The sequence below is a fragment of the Mycobacterium sp. TH-M106 genome (assembly GCF_057473765.1).
On the sequence record NZ_JBYCLE010000022.1, the window covers coordinates 1 to 22,122 of the forward strand.

General features: G+C 65.6%; 19 protein-coding genes and 1 pseudogene. 8 read left to right on the forward strand and 12 right to left on the reverse strand.

What is annotated here, in order from left to right; translation table 11 throughout:
- Positions 1 to 328: 328 nt before the first annotated feature.
- The 3 genes from AC2VOP_RS00675 to AC2VOP_RS00685 all read right to left on the reverse strand — a co-directional run bounded on the left by AC2VOP_RS00675 (position 329) and on the right by AC2VOP_RS00685 (position 3,222).
- Positions 329 to 559, reverse strand: a complete 231-nt coding sequence (locus tag AC2VOP_RS00675) for an AbrB/MazE/SpoVT family DNA-binding domain-containing protein (RefSeq protein WP_486959174.1) — start codon at positions 557 to 559, stop codon at positions 329 to 331.
- A 124-nt stretch (positions 560 to 683) separates the two neighbouring features.
- Positions 684 to 1,757 (reverse strand): redox-regulated ATPase YchF, encoded by a 1,074-nt coding sequence (ychF, locus tag AC2VOP_RS00680; RefSeq protein WP_486959175.1) that lies wholly within the window; start codon positions 1,755 to 1,757, stop codon positions 684 to 686.
- A gap of 73 nt (positions 1,758 to 1,830) precedes the next feature.
- The gene (locus tag AC2VOP_RS00685) at positions 1,831 to 3,222 is read right to left on the reverse strand and encodes a nitrate/nitrite transporter (protein ID WP_486959176.1); all 1,392 of its coding nucleotides are present in this window, start codon (positions 3,220 to 3,222) and stop codon (positions 1,831 to 1,833) included.
- A 314-nt stretch (positions 3,223 to 3,536) separates the two neighbouring features.
- On the opposite strand from AC2VOP_RS00685, the gene AC2VOP_RS00690 reads away from it, so the two are divergent.
- Complete coding sequence (locus tag AC2VOP_RS00690) at positions 3,537 to 4,661, forward strand: DUF6542 domain-containing protein (RefSeq protein WP_486959177.1); 1,125 nt, start codon at positions 3,537 to 3,539, stop codon at positions 4,659 to 4,661.
- 16 nt (positions 4,662 to 4,677) lie between these two features.
- Here the strand turns inward: AC2VOP_RS00690 and AC2VOP_RS00695 are convergent, their stop codons facing one another.
- On the reverse strand, positions 4,678 to 5,691 hold the full coding sequence (locus AC2VOP_RS00695; protein WP_486959194.1) for a 4-hydroxy-3-methylbut-2-enyl diphosphate reductase: 1,014 nt from the start codon (positions 5,689 to 5,691) through the stop codon (positions 4,678 to 4,680).
- A 97-nt stretch (positions 5,692 to 5,788) separates the two neighbouring features.
- Here AC2VOP_RS00695 and AC2VOP_RS00700 point away from each other — a divergent pair, with 97 nt between their 5' ends.
- The 5 genes from AC2VOP_RS00700 to AC2VOP_RS00720 all read left to right on the forward strand — a co-directional run bounded on the left by AC2VOP_RS00700 (position 5,789) and on the right by AC2VOP_RS00720 (position 12,450).
- The gene (locus AC2VOP_RS00700) at positions 5,789 to 6,418 is read left to right on the forward strand and encodes a lipid droplet-associated protein (RefSeq protein WP_486959178.1); all 630 of its coding nucleotides are present in this window, start codon (positions 5,789 to 5,791) and stop codon (positions 6,416 to 6,418) included.
- Positions 6,415 to 7,659, forward strand: coding sequence for an exodeoxyribonuclease VII large subunit (gene xseA / locus AC2VOP_RS00705; RefSeq protein ID WP_486959179.1), 1,245 nt, complete (start codon positions 6,415 to 6,417; stop codon positions 7,657 to 7,659). Before AC2VOP_RS00700 ends, xseA begins: the two co-directional genes overlap by 4 nt.
- Positions 7,649 to 7,876 (forward strand): exodeoxyribonuclease VII small subunit, encoded by a 228-nt coding sequence (locus AC2VOP_RS00710; RefSeq protein ID WP_486959180.1) that lies wholly within the window; start codon positions 7,649 to 7,651, stop codon positions 7,874 to 7,876. The genes xseA and AC2VOP_RS00710 overlap by 11 nt, the downstream gene beginning before the upstream one ends.
- A gap of 247 nt (positions 7,877 to 8,123) precedes the next feature.
- On the forward strand, positions 8,124 to 11,198 hold the full coding sequence (locus AC2VOP_RS00715) for an ATP-binding protein (RefSeq protein WP_486959181.1): 3,075 nt from the start codon (positions 8,124 to 8,126) through the stop codon (positions 11,196 to 11,198).
- A 16-nt stretch (positions 11,199 to 11,214) separates the two neighbouring features.
- Positions 11,215 to 12,450 (forward strand): glycosyltransferase, encoded by a 1,236-nt coding sequence (locus AC2VOP_RS00720; protein WP_486959182.1) that lies wholly within the window; start codon positions 11,215 to 11,217, stop codon positions 12,448 to 12,450.
- A 123-nt stretch (positions 12,451 to 12,573) separates the two neighbouring features.
- Here AC2VOP_RS00720 and AC2VOP_RS00725 read toward each other — a convergent pair.
- Together AC2VOP_RS00725 and AC2VOP_RS00730 are read right to left on the reverse strand one after the other, a co-directional pair.
- A pseudogene (locus AC2VOP_RS00725) lies at positions 12,574 to 13,614 on the reverse strand (alpha/beta hydrolase); the annotation flags it as partial.
- Positions 13,615 to 13,753: 139 nt separating this feature from the next.
- The gene (locus tag AC2VOP_RS00730; protein ID WP_486959183.1) at positions 13,754 to 13,894 is read right to left on the reverse strand and encodes a hypothetical protein; all 141 of its coding nucleotides are present in this window, start codon (positions 13,892 to 13,894) and stop codon (positions 13,754 to 13,756) included.
- Positions 13,895 to 14,068: 174 nt separating this feature from the next.
- Here AC2VOP_RS00730 and AC2VOP_RS00735 point away from each other — a divergent pair, with 174 nt between their 5' ends.
- Together AC2VOP_RS00735 and AC2VOP_RS00740 are read left to right on the forward strand one after the other, a co-directional pair.
- Positions 14,069 to 15,403: a cytochrome P450 gene (locus AC2VOP_RS00735; protein ID WP_486959184.1), complete on the forward strand. Its 1,335-nt coding sequence runs from the start codon at positions 14,069 to 14,071 to the stop codon at positions 15,401 to 15,403.
- A 6-nt stretch (positions 15,404 to 15,409) separates the two neighbouring features.
- Positions 15,410 to 16,729, forward strand: a complete 1,320-nt coding sequence (locus AC2VOP_RS00740; protein ID WP_486959185.1) for an acyltransferase — start codon at positions 15,410 to 15,412, stop codon at positions 16,727 to 16,729.
- Between the two features lie 15 nt (positions 16,730 to 16,744).
- Here AC2VOP_RS00740 and AC2VOP_RS00745 read toward each other — a convergent pair whose 3' ends face one another.
- The 6 genes from AC2VOP_RS00745 to AC2VOP_RS00770 all read right to left on the reverse strand — a co-directional run bounded on the left by AC2VOP_RS00745 (position 16,745) and on the right by AC2VOP_RS00770 (position 22,039).
- A complete protein-coding gene (locus tag AC2VOP_RS00745; protein WP_486959186.1) occupies positions 16,745 to 19,327 on the reverse strand; it encodes an ABC transporter permease in 2,583 nt (860 codons plus the stop codon).
- Complete coding sequence (locus AC2VOP_RS00750; protein WP_486959195.1) at positions 19,324 to 20,019, reverse strand: ABC transporter ATP-binding protein; 696 nt, start codon at positions 20,017 to 20,019, stop codon at positions 19,324 to 19,326. The genes AC2VOP_RS00745 and AC2VOP_RS00750 overlap by 4 nt, the downstream gene beginning before the upstream one ends.
- Positions 20,020 to 20,093: 74 nt before the next feature.
- Complete coding sequence (locus AC2VOP_RS00755; RefSeq protein ID WP_486959187.1) at positions 20,094 to 20,384, reverse strand: hypothetical protein; 291 nt, start codon at positions 20,382 to 20,384, stop codon at positions 20,094 to 20,096.
- Positions 20,385 to 20,452: 68 nt separating this feature from the next.
- Complete coding sequence (locus AC2VOP_RS00760) at positions 20,453 to 21,331, reverse strand: hypothetical protein (RefSeq protein ID WP_486959188.1); 879 nt, start codon at positions 21,329 to 21,331, stop codon at positions 20,453 to 20,455.
- Between the two features lie 124 nt (positions 21,332 to 21,455).
- The gene (locus tag AC2VOP_RS00765) at positions 21,456 to 21,644 is read right to left on the reverse strand and encodes a hypothetical protein (protein WP_486959189.1); all 189 of its coding nucleotides are present in this window, start codon (positions 21,642 to 21,644) and stop codon (positions 21,456 to 21,458) included.
- Between the two features lie 191 nt (positions 21,645 to 21,835).
- Positions 21,836 to 22,039 (reverse strand): hypothetical protein, encoded by a 204-nt coding sequence (locus AC2VOP_RS00770; protein ID WP_486959190.1) that lies wholly within the window; start codon positions 22,037 to 22,039, stop codon positions 21,836 to 21,838.
- Positions 22,040 to 22,122 lie beyond the last annotated feature (83 nt).

The window sequence follows — 22,122 nt, forward strand, 5'->3', positions numbered from 1 at the left end:
AAGTGCCGCCACCGCGCATGCTCTGCGTAAAGCAGGTAGACCGCCGAATTGACGTGTCCTTGGGTGTCGAGCTCGTAGTGTCGGACCTCGATCTCGATGGCGAACTCATCGGTGCCGATGCTCATTTCGGGCAACTCCGCATCTGTTACATATTCACTGCGTCTGTACGGAGATTGTAACCTCGTGAGCAATGACGACACTCGATGGCCCGCTTGTCCGTGATCCGTTCGTACTCCTCGACGGAGAGCAACCTGCGTATGGTGCTGATCGTTGGCGACGAGAAGCGGAACAGCGACGCTGGTGTCGACCGCCACAAGCCCGGCAACCGTCAACGTCGTCCTGCGTCGATGAGTGCGAACATCGCTTCATCGGTGACGACGGCTTCGCTGCGCGCGACCAACCGCCCAGTTGCATCGCGTTCAATCCTCGCGGTGCGCCCGCCAGGGGTGATCTGCACGCCGGCGCCGTACTGCGAAATGTCGACCACGGTTCCCGGTCTGAGGCCCAACGCGTCGCGCAGCGACTTTGGCACGACTATGCGGCCAGCCGAGTCAATCACAGCCTCCCATGGGATCGAGATACCGTCGAAATCCCAATCAGTAGCTCATCAGGGATCACAGACCGACGGCAGACTCACCGCAATCGTGGTCATACCGTGACGAAACTGACGGTATGACCGCGTGCTACACGTTGAACCGGAACTCCACCACGTCGCCGTCGGCCATCACGTAATCCTTGCCTTCCATCCGCACCTTGCCCGCGGCCTTGGCGGCGGCCATCGACCCGGCGGCGATCAGGTCGTCATAGCAGACCACTTCGGCCTTGATGAAACCTTTCTCGAAGTCGGAGTGGATCACCCCGGCCGCCCTGGGTGCCGTGTCGCCCCGGTGAATGGTCCAGGCCCGGGCCTCCTTGGGCCCGGCGGTCAGAAAGGTCTGCAGCCGTAGGGTGTGAAAACCAGCCCGGGCCAACGCATCTAGCCCCCGCTCGGTCTGCCCGATCGATTCCAGCAGCTCCAGCGCCGACTCGTCGTCCAACTCGGCCAGCTCGGCCTCGATTTTGGCGTCGAGGAACACCGCGTCGGCCGGGGCAACCAGCTCGCGCAGTTCGGCCGCTCGAGCCGCGTCGGTCAGCACCGCCTCGTCGGCGTTGAACACATACAGAAACGGCTTGGTGGTCAGCAGGTTCAACTCCCGCAGCAGCGAAGCGTCCAGGCCGGCGGCGAACAGCGTTGTACCGCTGTCGAGTACCTGCTGTGCTGCGGCGGCTGCGTCGTGGACGGGTTTGCGGTCCTTGTTGTTGCGGGCTTCCTTGGTCAGCCGCGGCACCGCGCGATCCAAGGTCTGCAGATCGGCCAGGATCAGCTCGGTCTCGATGACCTCGATGTCGGATTTGGGATCGATCCGCCCATCGACGTGGGCCACGTCGTCGTCGGAGAACACTCGCACCACCTGGCAGATCGCGTCGCATTCGCGGATGTTGGCGAGGAACTTGTTGCCCAGCCCGGCCCCCTCCGATGCACCTTTGACCAGCCCGGCGATGTCGACGAAGGTCACCGGGGCCGGCACGATCCGCGCCGAGTCGAACATCGCCGCCAGCTCGGCCAACCTGGGATCCGGCAGCGCAACCACGCCTTCGTTCGGTTCGATCGTGGCGAACGGGTAGTTGGCGGCCAACGCGCTGCTACCGGTCAATGCGTTGAACAACGTCGACTTGCCGACGTTGGGCAGCCCCACGATCCCCAGGCTCAGGCTCACAGGACATCAAGTTTACGGTGTGCTCTGTGCCGTCGAAGACCCGATCCGAAGGGAAATACTCAATGCCGCCCGTTCAGTGCAGCAACTCCGCTGCGAGCGGCGTAGCCACCTGTTGCTTTTCTTGTGCTGTGTCCGGTTGGCGCACATACCGTCTCCACGTCAGCACCGCTGCGGCAAGGTAGAACGACAGGAAGATCCAGAAGGCCGACGTCTCCGTTCCGGTGCTCTGGTAGGACTGGCGCAACGCGAGGTTGATCCCCACGCCGCCGAGCGCACCGAAAGCAGCGACGAACCCGATCACGGCGCCCGACATAGCCTGCGACCATCGGCGGCGCTCGGCTTGGCCGACGTTCAGCTGGTGGCTGCGTGCTTCGAAGACCGACGGGACCATCTTGTAGACAGATCCGTTGCCCAATCCGGCCAGGACGAACAACGCCATATAGCCGACCACCGTCGCCGCGGTGGCCACGCCGGAGCGGTGGCCGTCCAGGGAGCTGAGGTAGAGCAGCAATCCGGTGGTCAACCCCATGGCACCGAAGACCGTAAGGGTGACACGGGCGCCGCCGACGCGATCGGCAAGTCGCCCGCCGTAGATGCGGGCCAGCGACCCCAGCGCGGGACCGATGAAGGCCAACTCGGCCGCATGCAGTGCGGCCTGCGCCGTGCTCTGGCCCTCGGCGATGAAATTGTGCTGCAGCACCAAACCGAACGCGAACGAAAACCCGATCCAGGAGCCGAACGTGCCCAGGTAAAGCAGCGCAAGCAGCCAGGTGTCCGACAACGCGAAAATCGCGCGGAGGTGGCTTACCTCGGTGGGATGCTCCAGGTTGTCCATGAAGCGTGCCGCGCCCCAGGCGACGACCGCCAGCAGCACAAGGTAAAGCCCGCACACCCAAAACGGTGACCGCGCACCGGCAGTAGCGATCACCAGTAAACCCACCAACTGGACCATCGGCACCCCCAGATTGCCCACCCCGGCGTTAAAACCCAACGCCGTACCCTTGAGCCGCTGCGGATAGAACGCGTTGGTGTTGGTCATGGACGCGGCATAATTGGCTCCGCCAAATCCCGTCAGCGCCGCGCACACCAGATAGGGCCACAGCGGCAAGCCTGGGTGGGCCAGCAGCACCATCGCTGTGACGGTGGGGACAAACAGCACCACGATCGAACCCACCGTCCAGTTGCGCCCCCCGACCATCGCGATGCCCATCGAATAGGGGATCCGCAGGCAGGCCGCGACCAAGGTGGCGGTGGCACCGAGCAGAAACTTGTCCGCCGAGGAGAAACCGTACACGCTCTGCGGCATGAACAAGGCCAGCACCGGCCAGAGCGTCCAGACCCCGAAGGCGACATGGTCGCACGCCACAATCCAGAGCAGGTTGCGACGGGCGATCGTCTTGTCGCCGGCTTCCCACGCCAGGGTGTCTTCCGCATCCCAGAACGAGATGTTATGGCGGCGGGCCATCAATTCTTCACCTTTCCGCACGCCGAACCAGCGTGACCCCCACTGCATGAGGGCCCTAGTGCCGTCGGCTCCAGCGAACGTTGTCGATGTCACTACTACGGCACGACAGCCACTGCGCGACAGGGCATCGACCTGTCAGTGTGCTACCTATTGCCTGTGTGAGCTGTGCAATAGTTGAGCACCTCGAAAATGGCAACAGCAGAGATGGCCGCCGAAAAGGCGACGGCAGCCGAGGCGACCAGCGGTCCCGATGCTGACGGCGCAGCGGCACGGCGTTTACCGGTGTGAGGGCCACCAGCCGGTACGGTCAATGTGTGTCAGCACAGCGGGCGAGGTCGGCGGTGACGGCCGATCACCGTTCGGCTTACCCCAACCTGCCGGGTCTGCCGTGGTGGGCGGCGATCGTCGTCGCGGCGCTCACAACGGCGGTCGGGATCGCGTTCGACGCCGGATCGGGCGGCAACGAGCTGACCGACGTCTTCGCCGCACTGTATGTACTCGGGTGCTTCACGGCTGTGCTCGCGGTGCAGCAATCGAGCGTGTTCACTGCCGTGATCCAGCCTCCGCTGATCCTGTTCTGCGCCGTACCCGCCGCCTACTGGGTGTTCCACGGCACCACCTTCGCCGACACCAGGGCGATCCTGATCAACTGCGGCTACCCCTTGATCGAGCGGTTCCCGCTGATGTTGTTCACCTCGGCTGGTGTGCTGCTGATCGGCATGACCCGCTGGTATTTCGGGATGATGACACGGCCGGCGACACCGGTCGTCGGGGAAAAGACGACCCGCCCTGGGCGTGTGGCATCGACCGTCAAGCGGCTCACTGTGAAACTGGTCGCGGTGTTCCGCCGCGATCCCGCCCGCGCCGGCGCGGCTCCGGCAGCCCCGCGACGGCAACGCAGCACCGGCCGTCCCGGTCGCCCCAGCCGCTCCGCGTCAGCGCCACGCGGATCAGGTTCCACCAAACATGCCGCGCCGGCGCGTTCCCGACATACCCGGCCCCCGGCCGACGACAGGCCGAACTGGGAGGCTGACCATCCCCGACGGCGCCGGCCGGCGCCGGCCCGCGGCGAAGCGCCACCACCGCCGCGGCGGCGCCCCAGGTCTCCGCAGACCGGTGCCCGGCACGCTCAGCCGGCCCGGGACACCCGCCGCGACCCGCATCGGGACACCGGCCGATCGGCGACACGCGGCACCCGGATGGACGCCTATCGGCCCGTCGAGCGATCGGGACCACCGCCATCTGAGCCACCTGCGCCACCTCGCCGGCGGGCACCGAACACCGCTGCCGGTGGCCGTGACGTCGCGGCCACACACCACCCGATCTCACAGGTGCGTTATCGCAGGCCGGACCTTGGCGACGAGTCTGGCGCGGAACCGCCAGCCCGGTCGAACAGACCGCGCAGGAACGCAGCCGAGTCCTGGGAGTACGACATTTGACCCGCTGCCTACTGCGCTACGGCCGGGGCGGGCGAATCTCCCGCGGCAATGCGAACACCAGCGTCTCGTTGGCCGTCGCCACCGGGTGCACCGTGTCGTAGCCGTCTTCGGCCAACCGCTCCAGCACACCGCGCACCAGGATCTCCGGAACAGATGCGCCGGACGTGACGCCGATGGTCTGCACGTTGTCCAGCCACGCCGGGTCGATGTCCTCGGCGTAATCGACGAGGTGAGCGGTCGCCGCTCCGGCGCCCAGCGCCACTTCCACCAACCGGTTCGAGTTCGACGAGTTGCGCGATCCGACCACGATCACCAGCTCGCATTCGGCGGCCATCGCCTTGACAGCGGTCTGCCGGTTCTGGGTGGCATAGCAGATGTCGTCACTGGGCGGATCCTGCAGCTTCGGAAACCGTTCCCGCAGTCGCAGCACGGTCTGCATGGTCTCGTCAACGCTCAGAGTGGTCTGCGACAGCCACACCACCTTGTTCTCGTCGCGCACGGTCACCGCGTTCACCGTGTCCGGGCCGTCGACGAGTTGCACATGTTCGGGTGCCTCGCCGATGATACCGATGACCTCCTCATGGCCCGCGTGGCCGATGAGCAGAATGTCGTAGCCGTCCCGGGCGTAGCGCTTGGCCTCGTTGTGCACCTTGGCCACCAGCGGACAGGTCGCGTCGAGGACCCGCAGCCCCCGATCGGCGGCCGAGGCATGCACGTCCGGTGCCACACCGTGCGCGGAGAACACCACCATCGAGCCTTCGGGCACCTCGTCGGTATCCCGGACGAAGATCGCACCTTTCTTGGTCAGGGCGTCCACCACGTGCTTGTTGTGTACGATCTCGTGCCGGACGTAGACCGGCGCACCGTGTTTCTCCAATGCGCGCTCCACCGTTTCGACGGCGCGGTCGACACCTGCGCAGTAGCCACGCGGCTCTGCCAACAACACGCGCTTGCCGGTGGGAGCGTCGGCGGAGATCGCCGCTGCTGAGCGGCTGGCACCGGGCATCCCGATGTTGAGCGTCGGTGGCATGGCACCAGCGTACGGTCCGCGTCCGTGACTAGACCAGCCCAGTGCCAGCCCCACCACCCGCTTGGCGTTGACCGGCCATTGAGGCAGGCTTGGGGCCATGGCTACTGCACCGTATGGAGTCCGGCTGCTGGTGGGCGTGGCGACCGTCGCCGTCGAGGAGACCATGAAGCTGCCGCATACCATCTTGACGTACCCGATGACGCTGGCCAGCCAGGCCGCACACTTCGTCATGCGATGGCAGCAGGGCCTGGCTGAGCTGGCGATCAAGGGAGACTCCACACTGGAGGCACTGTTCCCGCCGAAGAACGAGCAACCGGAGTGGGCGACGTTCGACGAAGACCTTGAGGCCGGTGAGGCAGGTGATGCCGGTGATGCCGGTGAAGCCGGTGAGGAGTCGAGTGGCGATGGACTCGGCTCGACGTCCGACGGTTCGGACGGCGGTCGCCGCTCGGAAGGCAGGTTCGCCCTCTACTCGGTCGGCGAGGCGGATGACAACCCGCAGACGAACGTCACCAGAGACACCGCGGCCGGTGTCGCGGTCCGCGAACCGGACGTGGTCGGCGAACTCGACTATGCGGCGCTGACCCTGGCCCAGCTGCGGGCCCGGCTGCGCTCGCTGGGTGTCGACGAGCTGGAAGCCCTGCTGGCCTATGAAGAAGCCACCAAGGCGCGGGCACCGTTTCAGACGCTGCTGGCCAACCGGATCACCCGCGCGACCGCGAAGTGAGCGCACCCGCACCGGGAAGCTCCCCCGAGAACCCGTTCCCGGTCCGCGCGGTCGCGGTGCGGGTGGCCGGCTGGATCGACAAGCTGGGGCCGGTCTGGGTGGAGGGTCAGCTGACCGAGGTCAACGTGCGCCCCGGTGCCAGAACGGTGTTCATGGTGTTGCGTGACCCCGCCGCCGACATGTCACTGACCGCGACGTGCACACCTGAGCTGGTCGCACGGGTGCCGGTCGAGCTGACCGAAGGCACCCGGGTGGTGGTCTGCGGCAAACCGACTTTCTTCACCGGACGCGGCACATTCTCTTTGCGGCTCAGCGAGATCCGGGCCGTGGGGGTGGGTGAGCTGCTGGCCCGCATCGAGCGGCTGCGTCGGCTGCTGGACGCCGAGGGGTTGTTCGACCCGCGGCTCAAACGACCGATTCCGTTTCTGCCGGCCGCCGTCGGCCTGATCACCGGCCGGGCCAGCGCCGCCGAGCGGGACGTCACGACGGTGGCCACCGACCGCTGGCCGGCGGTGCGATTCACGGTGCGCAACACCGCCGTGCAGGGGCCCGACGCCGTACCGCAGATCGTCGCGGCGCTGCGCGACCTGGACACCGATCCGGCCGTGCAGGTGATCGTGCTGGCCCGCGGCGGCGGCAGCGTCGAGGACCTGCTGGCGTTCTCCGACGAGACGCTGTGCCGGGCGATCGCCGCCTGCCGCACGCCGGTCGTCAGCGCGGTCGGTCACGAGCCCGACAACCCGCTCTGCGACCTGGTCGCCGACCTGCGCGCCGCCACGCCCACCGACGCGGCGAAGAAGATCGTCCCGGATGCCGTCGCCGAGCTGGCGCTGATCGTCGAGCTGCGCCGACGCGCTCGTCAGGCGCTGCGCAACTGGGTGCTGCGCGAAGAGCGGACGCTGGCCCAGCTGCGTAGCCGGCCGGTGCTGGCCGACCCGCTGCGTGCGCTGACCGCGCGCAGTGAGGAGGTGCACCGCGCCCGAACCGCGCTACGCCGTGACATCGGCCGGTTGATCGCCGTGCAGACCGAGCGTGTCGGCCACCTGTCCGCCCGGCTGGCCACGCTGGGTCCAGCGGCGACCCTGGCCCGCGGCTATGCGGTGGTGCAGACCATTTCGGCGCAGGGGCCGGTACACGTGCTGCGGTCGGTCGACAACGCCCCCGCCGGCACCCGGCTGCGGGTGCGGGTGTCTGATGGTGCGGTGGCGGCGGTGAGTGAGGGACCCACCGATGGGGGCTGAGCCGATGAAGCCCGTCAGTGAACTCGGGTATGAGCAATGCCGTGACGAGCTGTTCGAAGTCGTGCAACGGCTGGAGCAGGGTGGGCTGGACCTCGATGCGTCGCTGAGCCTGTGGGAAAGGGGTGAGCAGCTGGCCAGGCGCTGCGAAGAGCACCTGGCCGGAGCGCGCCAGCGGATACAGGAAGCGCTGGCCTCCGAAGAGTCCGACGAGGCCTGAATTCGCCCGGAACTGAAACACGTTTCAGAAACGCTCGCCGGATGTCAGTGCTGCTCCAGCAGCGCGCCGTTCCCGCAGTAGTCAGGCGACATCCCTTCCGGGTCAAGCCGGAGAAGCCATACCCTTGGTGAATCAGGTGGTCAGTACGGGCCCCCGGGGTCGGCAGAGGATGCGTGATGGCAGCGCCGGCAGTGTGGTTACGACGCCCAACGAGGGCGCCCGATTCTGTGACGCGTGCGGGGCACCGATGATGGCATCGGTCGATGCTGCCGAGTACAAGCAGGTGACGGTGCTGTTCGCCGACGTGGTGCGCTCAATGGACATCGCGGCCACCGTGGATATGGAGCGGTTGCGCGAAATCATGACTGAGCTGGCGGAGCGTTCGGCGACGGTGGTTCAACGCTACGGGGGGACGGTGGAGTTCATCGGCGACGGGGTGATGGCGGTCTTCGGCGCCCCAGTGGCATTGGAGGATCATGCGTTTCGGGGGTGCCTGGCCGCGCTGGCCATCCAGCAGGAGGCGAACCGGTTGGCCGCCGAGATTGACCGCCATGACGGCGTGGCGCTGCGGTTGCGGGTGGGCCTGAATTCGGGTCGGGTGATCTTCGGGAAGATCGGTTCGGGATCGTTGGGCTACAAAGCCATCGGCGAGCCGGTCGGCTTTGCTCAGCGCATGGAATCGGTGGCCCCCCCGGGCGGGGTGATGCTGTCGGAGTCGACCGCGCGGCTCGTCGAGCACACCGTGATGCTTGCTGAACCGGAGTGGGTGCGCATCAAGGGGGCCGAAGAACCGGTGCGAGCGCGCCGACTGATGGGGATCGGGCCTCGGGATGGCCTCCTCGGGCGTGCCGAGGCGAGCCTAGTCGGCCGGCGCTGGGAGATGGCCGCCCTCGAGGCCCTGGTGGAGCGAACGGTCGGCGGCCGCGGTGGTGTGGTTGATGTGGTGGGGGCGCCGGGCATCGGCAAGAGCCGGACAGCCCGGGAGGCCGCGATGGCCGCGGCCGGTCGCGGGGCCGAGGTAATTTGGACCTTCTGCGAGTCGCATGCCAGCGAAATTCCCTTCCATGTGTTGACCCGGCTGCTGCGGGCGGGTACCGGCGTGGCCGACCGCGATGGGGAAGCCGCCCGAGCCCGGGTTCGGGAACACGTGCCGGATGCCGACGTGGAAGATCTGTTGCTGTTTGACGATCTGCTCGGCATCGCAGACCCCGAGGTGCCGCTACCTCAGATCGACCCGGATGCGCGGCGGCGCCGACTGACCTCGCTGGTCAACACCGTGTTGCTGGCGCGTACCCAACCGGCGCTTTTCATCATCGAGGATGCGCAGTGGATCGACCCGGTCAGCGAGTCGATGCTGGCCGACTTCCTCACGGTGATCCCGCGGACCACGTTGATGGTGTTGATCACATTCCGCCCCGAGTATGAGGGAATGCTGACACGGGTGCCCAACGCGCAGACGATAGCGCTTGGCCCGCTAGGTGATTCGGATACCGCGGCGCTGCTGGTTGAGTTGCTGGGTTCGGATCCCTCGGTGGGCGCACTGGCCGCGATCATCGCCGAGCAGGCCGCAGGGAATCCGTTTTTCGCCGAGGAGATGGTGCGCGAGTTGGTGCAGCGCGGGGTGTTGGCCGGTGAGCGCGGTGGCTACGGCTGTGGCGCGGACGTCACTGAGGTGAGCGTGCCCGCGACGGTGCAGGCCGCCATCGAGGCGCGCATCGATCGACTGGACACCGCGGCCAAGCGGGCCTTGACCGCAGCGTCGGTGATCGGCGTCCGCTTCGAAGAGCAGTTGCTGGCCGCATTGGGCATCGACACGGTACTCGACGAGCTGCTCAGCGCGGAGCTGATCGATCAGGTGCGGTTCACCCCCAGCGCCGAGTACGCCTTCCGCCACCCGTTGATCCGCGCGGTGGCCTACGAATCGCAGCTGAAATCCGATCGCACCGAATGGCACCGGCGCCTCGCCGCCACCATTGAGGCACACGACCCCGTTTCCGCCGACGAGCATGCGGCGCTGATCGCCACACATCTCGAGGCGGCCGGCGAACTAGCCGAGTCTTGCCGCTGGCACCTGCGCGCGGCGGAATGGCTTCGGCCTCGCGATATTCCCGCCGCTCGCGGACAGTGGGAGAACGCACGACGCATCGCCGACGAGTTGCCCGATGATCACGACGACGTCATCGCCTTGCGAATCGTGCCACGCACTATGCTGATTTCGACAGCGGTATTCGTGGGTAGTGGTGCAGACGTCGACGAACGTTACCGCGAGTTTCGTGACCTGACAACGCAAACTGGTGATCTGACGTCCCTGGCGATTGCGACAGCCGGACTGATCTTTTCGTTCGCAGCCAACGACAACCGCGTTTCCGAGGCTGCGGTACTGGCGTCGGAGCTGGAAGATATGGTCAGCCACGTTGACTGCGATGCCGAGACCAGGAGCATCATCCTCAATGCGGTGGCCTTCGTCCGCTTCGCAAATTGCGAATTCGACGCCGCGCTCGAGGCTATCGATGCGATACACGCACTGCCTTCGGGCATACCGGTAGTCGAACTTATCTCGGCAAACGCGCTTCTTGGTTGCATCGAGACGTGCAGCGGCCGTTACAAGCAGGGTAGACGGCGCTTCCGGGAGGAACTCGAGCGCGCACACACGCTCCAATCGGTCCGATACGCCTACATTCTGTTCTACTTCGTCGTGACGACGGCGCTGGGTGTGGACCAGGCTGATGAGACGGTCGACCAGGTGCGCGAGGCGTTGCGGCGTGCCGAATCGGTCGGTGACATCAGCGGGATCATCCTCGCGCAATTGGCCTGCGGAAAAATGTTGCTGCGACGGGACGATGCGGCGTTCAACGAGGCAATCGACGTGCTTCACCAGGCCCACGCAAACATTCGGAAGCACAAGAGCATGACCATCGCGCTGCCGGCCGTGAGCGCCGACCTTGCGATCGACGCTGCCCGCCACGGGCGAATTGACGAAGCGATCGATGACCTTCATGCCACATTTACAAGGCACATGGCTGGTGGCTCCCGTGTCTTCGCCGGTTGCGCCGGTGAGGCACTGGTCGGCCTTCTCATCGAACGGGGATCCACCGACGACCTCACTGAGGTGCACCGAATCGTTGACCACTGGCAGCTCCGTCGGCCGGGCATTCCGGCACTGGACCTGTGGTGGCTGAACTCGCGAGCGCTGCTGGCGAAGGTGGAGGGCGACCCGGAAAGATACGCCGAGCTCGCCAGGACGTACCTTGGGCTCTGCGAGAAGCTCGACGCCCGCGGGCGCCTCGATCAGGCGCGCCAAATGGTCAACCGGATCGTCTGAGTGAGGCGTGCAGAAGATGGCGACGATACTGGCCTATACTTCGCCCGCGCTTGGCCATCTGTTGCCAATCAGCACACTGCTATCAGAGCTCGCCCGTCGCGGCCACACCGTTCATGTGCGCACGCTGTCTGCCGGTGTCGAGATCAGCCAACGGCTCGGATTTGCCACGGACGCTATCGACCCGCGGATCGAGCGGATCGAACTCGACGACTGGAAGGCAACCAACCCTGTTGCTGCGCTGAAGCTGTCGGTCGCGGCATTCGGCCAGCGCGCCGTGCACGAAGTCACCGATCTGGCCCTGGCGGTGGCGCGGGCACATCCTGACGCGTTGGTTGTCGACGTGAATTGCTGGGGTGCTCAGTCCGCGGCCGACGCCGGCCCTACCCCATGGGCCTGTTTCTCGCCGTACACGCCGCCGTTGCGATCGCCCGGGGTGCCACCGTTTGGGCTCGGTCTCAGACCGATGTCAGGTGCGGTGGGCCGGGTGCGTGATGCCGCCGTACGCAGAACTGTAGTGGCCCGTCTCGAAAAGCTGATGCTCCCGCAGATCAACATGATTCGCGCGACAGTCAACGTAGGTCCGGTCGGGTCAGTCGACGAGTTCTTGCGCCGATCGCCACTGTTACTCGTCGCCAGCGGCAAGCCGTTTCAGTACCCACAAACCGATTGGGGCGATGCCGTGCAGATGATCGGACCCTGCGCGGATGACCCCGGTCCGAACACGGACCCCGATTGGCTGACCTCGGTAGACCGGCCGATCGTCCTCGTCACCACGTCGTCGGAGAAACAGGCCGACGACAACCTTGTTCAGACCGCGATAACCGCGTTGTCCGACGAGCCGGTGCATGTGGTCGCGACCATGCCCGCTGGGCGATCAGACGGAATTGAGACGTCGCCCAATGCGACGGTGTGCCAGTTCGTCCCGCACGGCCTAGTTCTTGGCCGCGCGGTGTGTGCGGTGACGCACGGTGGGATGGGCGCAACTCAAAAGGCGCTCGCCCATGGTGTACCCGTGTGTGTCGTGCCCTATGGGCGTGACCAATTCGAGGTCGCGCGGCGCGTCGAGGTAGCCCGGTGCGGCACCCGCCTGCCGGCCAAGAAACTGTCGTCGTCGCGGCTACGAACGAAGGTGCGAGAAGCGATGACAATGGCTGCTGGCGCGAGGCGGGTGGCCGTTGGTTTCACCGCCACCGGCGGCGCTTCCCGCGGTGCCGACCTCTTTGAACAACGCGTGCTTGGCAGCAAAGCCTGAGTGGCTAGCGGCAACGACTCGCTGGCCTGGCGAACGTGGCGGGTGCTGGCGCATTCGAAGCGAAACTCCTTGCGGTACAAAAGACGCCAGCTGGCTCTCAGCTCGGGAAGACGGTATCGGCGCGTCGGTGGCCTCCCGGATGTACACGCCGATCTGGCGCAACGAGCGCGTGGCCTCCGGCACCACCGGCGCGGCGAGCTGAAAGTCGTGAATCTGGCCAGGCCAGATCCGCACCTCGGCCGGCACACCGGCCGCCGCCAGCTTGGCTGCCGCCAACTGCGCGTCATGCAGCAGCACCTCCGACCCGGACACGTGAATCAACGTCCGCGGCAGACCGGGTTTGATGTGGTCCAGCGGCTCATAGCACTCTTCGGGCTTACCGTCGACGCTGTGCTTATTGGCGGCGCTGGCAACCAACGCGAGGAGCGCATCGAACGCCTTCGCCGGAAACATGGCGTCGATCTTGATGTTCGGATGCAACTGCTTGGGCTCCTTCGCCAGCTGCATCAACGGCGAGATCGCCACCAGGGCCGCCGGTTCCTCGTCTTCGTCGTGGAGCCGTTGCGCGAGCGCCAACGACAGGTAGGCGCCCGCGGAATCGCCCGTCAACACGATCTGGTCGGGCTGGTATCCGCGCAGCCGCAGCCACCGGTAGGCGTCGTAACAGTCATCGAGGGCCATCCCGATCGAGTGCTTGGGAATCAGCCGGTAGTTGACTACCAGCACGGGTGAGTCGGCGAACTTCGACAGCGCGTTGACAACTCGGCTGTGCGAGTCGGCCCCGCACGACAGAAACGCACCGCCGTGCAAGTAGAGCACCACCCGTCGGTTGCCGTCCGCGGGCAGCACGCCAGGCGAGCGGACGAGCTGAGCCGTGGCATTGGGCAAACTCACCATCGCCCGGAGGGCGCTGGGGGCGGGCAGTAAGACCCGGGACGTGAAGTCGATAAGTCCCCAAGGCCAGGGCATATGCGGAACATGGCTGCACACGGCCAGGGTCGGCCTGATCGTTAGTCGCGAAGCCAGCGACACCAACCGGGCCAAGATACTCGGCCCGCTCTCGACGACCTCGACTGGAACACCGTCGCTGACGGCAAATGTGCGCGTCCTGAGTGGGCGGACAGCCTCGCGAGGCGAGCCGGATAGCTTGCTAGGGGCGGTCATGCTCAACGCTTCCTCTCTCATGGCGAAAGGACGGCCACCGCGTCTGGTGCCGAGTTCCGCTATGGCAATCGTCACTCCCATTGGGTTAGGTGGAGTTCGGTAGCGCGCCACTGCAATTTCGCCCGGACTTAAGGGGCTACTACTTAGTGGTCTGGCACGGAATTTCGATGACGTATTCGTAGGGGCCGTTATGCGGCTGATGTGAGGGCGGCGTCTTCATGTCGTCGCCCGCATCGCCGATGCGCGCAAAGCGTTGGCGGCTGGGCTCAAACAGCAACAACGGCTTTAAGTTTAAGTACTACGCCGCCGAGACCGGGCGAGATTGCAGTAGTGCACTACCGAGATCGTCCCCACCGCACGCGAGTGATGATTCCCTTGGCACGGTGTGGCCAGCCGTCGCGTTCGCACGCATCGAGCAGGAGAGTCCGGGGAACATCGCAGTTTAGGGGACCGTATGACTGATTCGGCCGTGGCCAATCCGTGTGAGACATCGACGCCGGACAGGTTGAGCCCGCCGCAGGTTCGCCTGCCCAAGCTTGTGCAGGGTGCAGCATTCGCCTTCTTTCGCCGCAAGGCGATGCGGTATTGGATCAACCGGCACGGGCACATCTTCGAAATCAATGTGCCGTTCTTCGGTCGATCCGTCATCGTGTCCGACCCGGCACTGGTGCGGTTGATGTGCACCACGGGCGCCGAGCATCTGGTCAACGTCCAGCCGAATATCGGCAATCTGTTGGGGCCCGGGTCAGTTTTCGCACTTGACGACGGGCCGCATCGCGATCGGCGTCGACTGCTCACGCCGGCATTCCACGGTCAGTGCCTCAAGGGCTACGAACAGATGATCGTGGACGAAACACTCCGCGAAGCTTCGAAGTGGCCTGAGAACACAGAGTTCCGGATTCTCGAACCAATGAACAGGATCGCGTTGAACGTGATCCTGCGGACCCTCTTCGGCGCCGAAGAACCCGAATTCGCAGAACTCCGCGAAATCTTGCCGTCGTTCATGAAACTGGGATCGGTCATGGCATTCGTGCCGCGGCTGCCATTTCGGACCGGGCGCCACAGCCCCTGGGGCAGGCTGGACGAATCCCGACGCGCGATCGACCGGATCATCTACGCACTGATCGACAGGGCCGAGACCGATCCGACTCTGGGTGAGCGGAAGGACGTGCTGGCCCTGTTGCTGCGCAGTCGGTACGACGACGGAACCGCAATTCCGCGGACGGAGATCAGCGACGAGCTGCTGACCCTCATCGCTGCCGGTCATGAAACTTCGACAGCAGCGTTGAGCTGGCTGTTTGAGCGGCTGCGACGCCATCCGGACGTGCTGGCCGAACTGGTCAGCGAGATCGATCAGGGTGGCAGCGAACTCCGTCGGGCCGCAATTTCGGAGTCGCTGCGTGCCCGCACCGTCCTCGATGTCGTTGGCCGCAGGGTCAGGTCGTCGTTCGACCTCGGTGGGTGGTGGATCCCGCAGGGTCGTACGGTGCTCGTGCGCCTCGCCGATATCCACGACAACCCGGAAATCTTCCCGCACCCCGAACGATTCGAGCCGACTCGCTTTCTGGGTACCAAGCCCGCGCCACAGACGTGGCTACCGTTCGGTGTCGGAACACGGCGGTGTGTCGGCAATGACTTCGTCTCCGCCGAAATGGATATCGTGTTGCGGACGGTGCTGCAGAACTTCCGGATCCAGACCGACGCGGCCCCCGATGAGAAGATGCATTTCCGGGGGGTCACCCACACCCCGAAACTCGGCGGCCTCATCGTCGTGCGCCGGCGAAGGTAGCCCACGATGGCGACCCACCTGATCAAACCAACGCCAGCGCAACTGCTCGAGATTCGCTGCAATGTCGGCGACGCCATCGTCGCGAACTTAGCGTGGCACCTCGTCTTCTTCTTCGAGCGCCATCTCGATACCAGGGCCCTGGTCCGTGCATTTGCGCACGCACTCACGAACCTCCCGATCTTCGCAGGACGAATGACCGTCGTCGACGGCAGGATGGCAATCCGATGTGAGGGGCAGGGTGTGCCGTTCACGTCTGCGTCGTCGGGCCGCACGCTCCGTGAGGCGATCCACTCGGCGTCGAAGGACAACGGACGCTGGCTCGTCGACCCGGTGAACGGTGTCACGGCTCGGTGGGGATGGGGCCCGTTGTGCAAGGTCCGTGTCACGCATCTCGCGAACAACGCGACCGCGATCAGCTTCTCCTGGCACCACATGATCGGCGACATGCGGACGGCGATGTTCTTCATGAACGCCTGGGCCGCCGCCGCTGCTGACCAGCCACTCGCCGAGCCGTTGATCGTGCAAGACCGCGCCGCCTACCTCGACGAGCACCTTCCCGCCGATGGCGCGTCCGAACCAGGGGTGCGTTGCCTCGGGCTCGCAGAACTTGCCCGCAGCGCGCTCTACCTGGCGAAAGATGCGCGAAAGCAGCGGACTCTGAGTCTCTACTTCGGAGACGGCGAAATCGCCCGCATGCGCGGCGCGTACGGAAACCGGATGCGATTGTCTGCCAACGATGTCGTGTGCGCCCATGTTTCCGAAGCGCTCGTGAACACCGATCCTGTGGTGGATCGTCGCACCCTCGTGATAGCAGTGGATGCACGGAATCGTTGTGGTCTCGATCCGATGCTTGTCGGCAATATCATCACGGCCCTGAGCGTCGACCTGCGACGCGGTGAGGGTGCACGGGCGATCGCCGAACGCATCCGCCACAACGTGGACCGCTTCACCGACGAACACTGCGACATGAGAATCAACCAACAGCTCTTCGACGCCGCCGGTGCCTGGCAGGCTGCTTGGTTTGTTACCAGGGCGTTCAATCCGGCCCGGTGGAACCCGTTGATCACGAACCAGAGCGGCTTCGGCGTTTACCGCATCCACTTCGAAGACACCTTCCCGTCCTACTGCACGCCGGTGCTGAAGCTACCCGTTGCGGGAGGCGGTGCCCTCATGGAAGGGGCAGGTGGCCGTGGACTGGTATTTCAAATGACGTTGCCACCCAAGGATTTCGAGGCCATGTCGAGACCCGCAGTTCAGGAGCATCTGCACCAGTTTCGGCGGGCAGACGACGACATTCCACAACTGCACCGTGAGGTTCACGGCTAGCTTGTGGCGCAGCGGTCAGCTGCTTCGCAGCACCTCGACCGTCTCCAGCCGCCGCGCGTGGATCACCGGATACACCGCAGCCGCCAGGACGAGAATGAATACCGCTGCCACCCCGGTCCGCAACGACAGGGGCAGCACGCCCCATTCGATCTTGATGCCGTAGTACACCGGTGAGCCCAGCGACCAGAGATAGGTGAGGCCCATACCCCCGAGCACCGCCATGCCGGCGACGAGCACGCCGAGCAGGCCTGCGTTGGCGATGATCACGGCCTGTTCCTGCCCGGCGGTCATTCCGATCGCCCGCAACACGGCCCGCTCACGCTTGCGCTGTACGAGTCCGAGCACGAACACATTCAGCACGCTCAAGCCGGCGGCCGCCATCACGACATACCCCGAGAGCGTGAACGGCTCCAAGAATCGGGTGATCCCGCTGGTGGCCTCCGAGCGCCACTGCAGGTTGTCGTATACCCGCAATCCGGCGCCCAGGTCGACGAAATCGCCGCGGTGCGCGGTTGCGGCGGCGGCGGAGGGATAGGCCACCGCGATCTGGTCGCGCACGGCGGCCCAATCCGCACGCGCCAATCTGTCTGAGACTAGGACGATGTCGCCCACTACGGTGTCGTTCACCATCCGTGGATGAAAGGTTCCAGCCACCCGGTACCGCTTGGGCCCTGCAACGGTCGGCAGCTCGACGGTGCCGCCCTCCGCGACGCCGAGCCGGCTGGCCGCAATCTCGCTCAGGCCGATCTCCCCGCCCCGCAGACCCGGCCAGAACTCGTCGGGTGAAGCGGTCGGCTGATACAGCGCCGTGCTGTACCAATCGCCCGGGGTGACGCCAACGACCAACCGCGACAACGTCCCTGACGAGATCGTCGACCGCCAGCGTGACGTCACGCTGAGTCCGTCGGCGGCGCCGGTCACCAGCTCGAATGTGGCATCGGAGATCTGGCTATCCCGCTGGTCGAGCACCGATTGGGCGGCGATCAACAAGGAGGCGGGCAGCCGGTCGGCCTTCTCTTGCGCGATCTGGGTGGTGCCGAGCAGTTGCATGCTGTGCGAGCTGATGGCCGAGCTGGCGCCCTGGCCAAGGAGCGCGGCCGAGAGTGCGAACAGCACGGCATAGCGCCGCACGTCGGCGCCCAGCAGACGCCCGGCGGCGGGACGCGCGATCGTCAGCAGCGTGATCGCCAGTCCCGCGCCGCGCGGGGCTATCCACGCCGTCACCAACACCACCCCGCACAACCCCACCGTCATGCCGTAGATGCCCACGTTCAGCGGCAGAGACCCGCGCTCGAAGATCTTCAGCACGACGACGGCGGCCACCAGCGCGCCCGCCCCGGCAACCAGCGGCCACATCGGGATCGTCCTGGCGCGCTGCACCCCGCCGACGCTCGCCATCGACGCCAGCGGTCCCTCGCGGACCAACCGCAGCGCAGGCCCGATCATCGCCAGGATGCCCGAGACCGTCCCCGCGGCGGCTCCGATCACGATCAAGCTCGGCGTGAAGTGCGCTGTGATGGTGCCGCCGGAACCGGCCAACATGGACCGCCCGAAGCGGTCCACGAGGTACGTCCCGAGCAGGAAACCGCTTGGGACCCCCAACAGTCCGCCGAAGAAGCCCACGACGGCGCCTTCGCCGAGCATCCCGGCGAACAACCCGACGGGTTTGGCGCCGATCGCGCCGATGGTCCCCATCACCGCTCGCCGGTCCTCGACGGCCAGCAGGATGGTGTTCACGGAGATGAGAAAGCCGATCAGGACGCCGGTCAGCGCGGTGATGTTGAAGATCTGTGTGGCGTTCTCAAACACGGCCGGCAGGTACGGCCGGGGCGGGCCTGCTGTTGCGACGCCGCTGATGACGCGGTCGATGCCGGCTGTGATCGCAGCGCCCGGTCTCGGCAGCACGAACGCTGCCGTGGCGTAGCCGGGTGCGGAGAGCATGCTCGCGGCGATGTCCCATGAGGGGGCTAGCAGCACGTACCCGTCGTTGATGCCCGCGACGCGGTCGAACTCCGGAAACGTCGAACCCAAATGCGCCGAACCTGGCGGCAGGCCGGGTATGCGCAACTCCTCGCCGAGCGTGAGTCCATGCCGCTGGGCGATGACCGTCGGAACTTGCAGCGGCATGCCGGGGCCGTCTGCGGGCTTCTCGTGCGCGCGCCGCTCGCAGTTGAACGAGCCGACCAGCAGCTCGATCTGGCACGATCCGCCGAGCAGAAAGAAGCCCTGGGCCGGGCGGTCGGGAGTTCCGCTCCCGTCGGCTGGGATATCCACGGGCGTCAAGGCGGCGACGATCGGGATGACCGCTCGCGCTCCTGGCACCTCGGCGCGCAGCCGGTTGACCGTCTGGATCGGCAACCGGCCGCTGATGTTCGGGGTAACCTCGACCACCCCGATGTCGGCGGCGTGGGTGAGCGACGGGCCGAATGCGTCGAACGGGCGGACAAGCTCGGATTTGAGTATCAACGTCCCAAGCACCACCGTCACCCCCAGCGCGACGCCGATCACGCTGAGCAGCGTCCGGCGCCAGTCTGCGATCAACGCCGCGAGGTGGATCCGCCGGAAAGACACCCATCCGGCACGCAGCGTCAGCATCATCGCTCCGCCGTGGGCGCGGCGGCGTCGAGGGTGTACGCACGCCCGTCGACAAGGTGCACCTCGCGGGAGCCGTAGCGCGCCGCGGCCTGGTCGTGTGTCACCATGACGACCGCCGCACCGTCTTCGTCTGACAGCGATCGCAGCACATCCAAGACCTCGGTCGAGGAATGGCTGTCTAGGTTTCCGGTCGGCTCGTCGGCGAGGATGATGGACGGGCTGGCCGCCAGCGCGCGCGCCACCGCCACCCGTTGCATCTGTCCGCCCGACAGTTCGGCAGGCCGGTGCCGGGCGCGCTCGCCGAGCCCGACCCGCTGCAGTAGCTCCTCGGCGCGCGCGTCGGCTGCTCGCGCAGGAATACCGTCGAGCACCAACGGCAACGACACGTTCTCCACTGCGTTCAGCATGGGCACCAAGTTGAAGAACTGGAACACGAATCCGAGGTGGCGCCGCCGGAACGCGGCGCGTGCACCGGCGCTCATCGCCCACACGTCCTGGCCGGCAACGGCCACCGTGCCGGTGTCCGGGGCATCCAACCCGCCGGCGATATGCAGTAGGGTCGACTTGCCGGCCCCCGACGGCCCGGACACGACGACGAATTCCCCTGCGCCCAAAGTCAAGTCGAAGTCGACGAGCACACGCACCTGCTCGCCTCCCCTGCGGTAGGTCTTGGCGACGCCGTCGAGCTGCAGCACCGGCGTCGCCCGATCACCGCGATATGCCCGTCGGCCGACCGCGCCCGGATCAGCAAGCAGCGCGTGTTTGCCGGTCACAACCGGTTCATCTCTCGTGCCATGGCGGCTTCCTCGAGAAAGGCATCGCGCCGCGGAGGATAGTCGCGCCGCGGCGACCGTGCATCCTCGGATGAACTGAGAAGCAATGCGCGCAGGGCGGCAATCACGCGGGCGGGCTTCGTCCGCGGCGTCAGCGCGACCGCGGTGTGGAAGACCACCGTTTGCTCGGTGATGAGTACGAGGGGTCGACTCACCTGTTCGTTGACTTGCTCAGGGTTTTCGGCGACACGCCGCGGATCGGCGGGTGCCGCAGATAACGTGGACATGGTGTGTCTTCTTTCTCTGGTATGTGCCTGACACGTTGTCACTCGTGTCCGGTGTGCCGAGGACCTGATCAGATATCCGGGATCATGCTGGTCAGCAAGGTGCCGATGTCCGCTACTGCGGCGGGGTCGAACACTGCGCCGGGGTCGGCTATTGCGCTGGGATCCAGCGCCGTACTCAGATCCGACATCAAGACGCTAGGATCCAGCACCGTACTCAGATCCGACGTCAAGACGCTGGGGTCCAGCACCGTACTCAGATCCTGCACCAGGATGGTGGGATCCAGCGCCGTACTCAGATCCGACATCAAGACACTGGGATCCAGGGCCGTACTCAGATCCGACGTCAAGACGCTGGGATCCAGGGCTGTGCTGAATGCCGCTGGCAACGCAGGATCGATAACGTCCACGTTGTAGATATCCTGCAGGCCGAGAGCGTCCAGAATGTAACTCAAGGTACCTCCCAAAATCAAAAACCCCAAAAATAGCCCAACCCCCAAGGCAGGCAAAATGATATTGAGGCCGGGAACGAAATAAAGCAGTTGAATTAGCCCCATCCATAATTGGCTGATGAGGGTAATAGGGTCCAGAAGACCCAGCAGAGCCGGATCTGCGGCGACGCTGAGCAGGCTGTCGAAGTTCGGCAGTCCGTCGGCAAGCGCTCCGCCGAGATCACCGAGGTTCGGCAGTGCGTCGCTGAACTCTGCGCTCAGCGCTGCACCGCCGGATGTCAGGGCGTCGGTGACCGGGGCCAACAGTGACCCACTCTCGCCACCGAGGCTGCTGCCCACCGCGTCGATGGGGTTCACCAGGTCGATGATGTCCCCGGTAGCGGCAAGCTCGACCGCGCGCTGCTCGAAACGAGGTGCGGCCACCGGGGTGACATGGATCAGGCCGGCGCCGACCACGGCGACGCCGGCTGTGACATAGGGACGAAGTGTTAACTGCATGATCATCTCCTCTGATGGTGGCCGACTGCGATGGAGTCCATAACCCGGCCAAAAGTCCTTGCAAGCGAATGCATCTCGGGAATACCGTGATGCATGTCGACAAGGTGCATGCTCACAACTCCTCCTAGTCCTGTGCCCACCGCGCCTCGATGCGGTGTGCGTCCTCATCTGAACCCCTGACCTGGCCAATGACGCGCAGGTTCAGGTCGAAGTGCGTGGCGACCCAGCCGATGCCGCGGTCGTAGTCGACGCGCAGCAAAGTGCCGTCCCTGGCCCATTCGTGGCCGGTCGCGTGTGCAGCGATCACCGTCATCACCCGCTGCGACCGGCGAATTTCGCCGTAGTCATCGTCGTTTCTCCGTCCCTGTCCCGGCGGAAGGACGGCGACCGCGTCGGTGCCGAGTTCCGCGATCTCAATCGTGGGTTGCCTACCGTGAGACGAGCTCAGTAGCGCGCCACTGCAATGTCGCCCCGTTTCGAGGCGGTTCTACTGAGTGGAGATCTTCAGCGACCACTTGTTGCTGTGCGTGCGGCTGCGAGTTTCGCCTCGGCGATGCGGTACAGGCCGTCCAGGGCGGCCTGCTCGACGTTGACGTACTGACAAATCACGCCAGCAGCCACACCGGCGTCGCGAAGTCTCAATGCCAGCGAGTACGGCAACGGCAGCCGGCGCAGTGCCTGCTCGCGTTCGCTGATTTCATCGGTCATCTGGGCAGCATGCATCAGCGGTGACCACGACGACTCAGTAGGGCAATACTGAAATCATGTTGGTCGGCCAGCGGTGACACCAT

Bases quoted from the DNA above. Each gene is read 5' to 3' on its own strand.
- AC2VOP_RS00685 (WP_486959176.1), bottom strand. From the start codon at position 3,222: ATGGCCCGCCGCCATAACATCTCGTTCTGGGATGCGGAAGACACCCTG.
- AC2VOP_RS00710 (WP_486959180.1), top strand. From the start codon at position 7,649: ATGGGGGCTGAGCCGATGAAGCCCGTCAGTGAACTCGGGTATGAGCAA.
- AC2VOP_RS00735 (WP_486959184.1), top strand. From the start codon at position 14,069: ATGACTGATTCGGCCGTGGCCAATCCGTGTGAGACATCGACGCCGGAC.
- AC2VOP_RS00770 (WP_486959190.1), bottom strand. From the start codon at position 22,039: ATGACCGATGAAATCAGCGAACGCGAGCAGGCACTGCGCCGGCTGCCG.
- AC2VOP_RS00740 (WP_486959185.1), top strand. From the start codon at position 15,410: ATGGCGACCCACCTGATCAAACCAACGCCAGCGCAACTGCTCGAGATT.
- AC2VOP_RS00760 (WP_486959188.1), bottom strand. From the start codon at position 21,331: ATGCAGTTAACACTTCGTCCCTATGTCACAGCCGGCGTCGCCGTGGTC.
- AC2VOP_RS00715 (WP_486959181.1), top strand. From the start codon at position 8,124: ATGATGGCATCGGTCGATGCTGCCGAGTACAAGCAGGTGACGGTGCTG.
- AC2VOP_RS00755 (WP_486959187.1), bottom strand. From the start codon at position 20,384: ATGTCCACGTTATCTGCGGCACCCGCCGATCCGCGGCGTGTCGCCGAA.
- AC2VOP_RS00720 (WP_486959182.1), top strand. From the start codon at position 11,215: ATGGCGACGATACTGGCCTATACTTCGCCCGCGCTTGGCCATCTGTTG.
- AC2VOP_RS00700 (WP_486959178.1), top strand. From the start codon at position 5,789: ATGGCTACTGCACCGTATGGAGTCCGGCTGCTGGTGGGCGTGGCGACC.
- AC2VOP_RS00765 (WP_486959189.1), bottom strand. From the start codon at position 21,644: ATGACGGTGATCGCTGCACACGCGACCGGCCACGAATGGGCCAGGGAC.
- AC2VOP_RS00745 (WP_486959186.1), bottom strand. From the start codon at position 19,327: ATGATGCTGACGCTGCGTGCCGGATGGGTGTCTTTCCGGCGGATCCAC.
- AC2VOP_RS00695 (WP_486959194.1), bottom strand. From the start codon at position 5,691: ATGCCACCGACGCTCAACATCGGGATGCCCGGTGCCAGCCGCTCAGCA.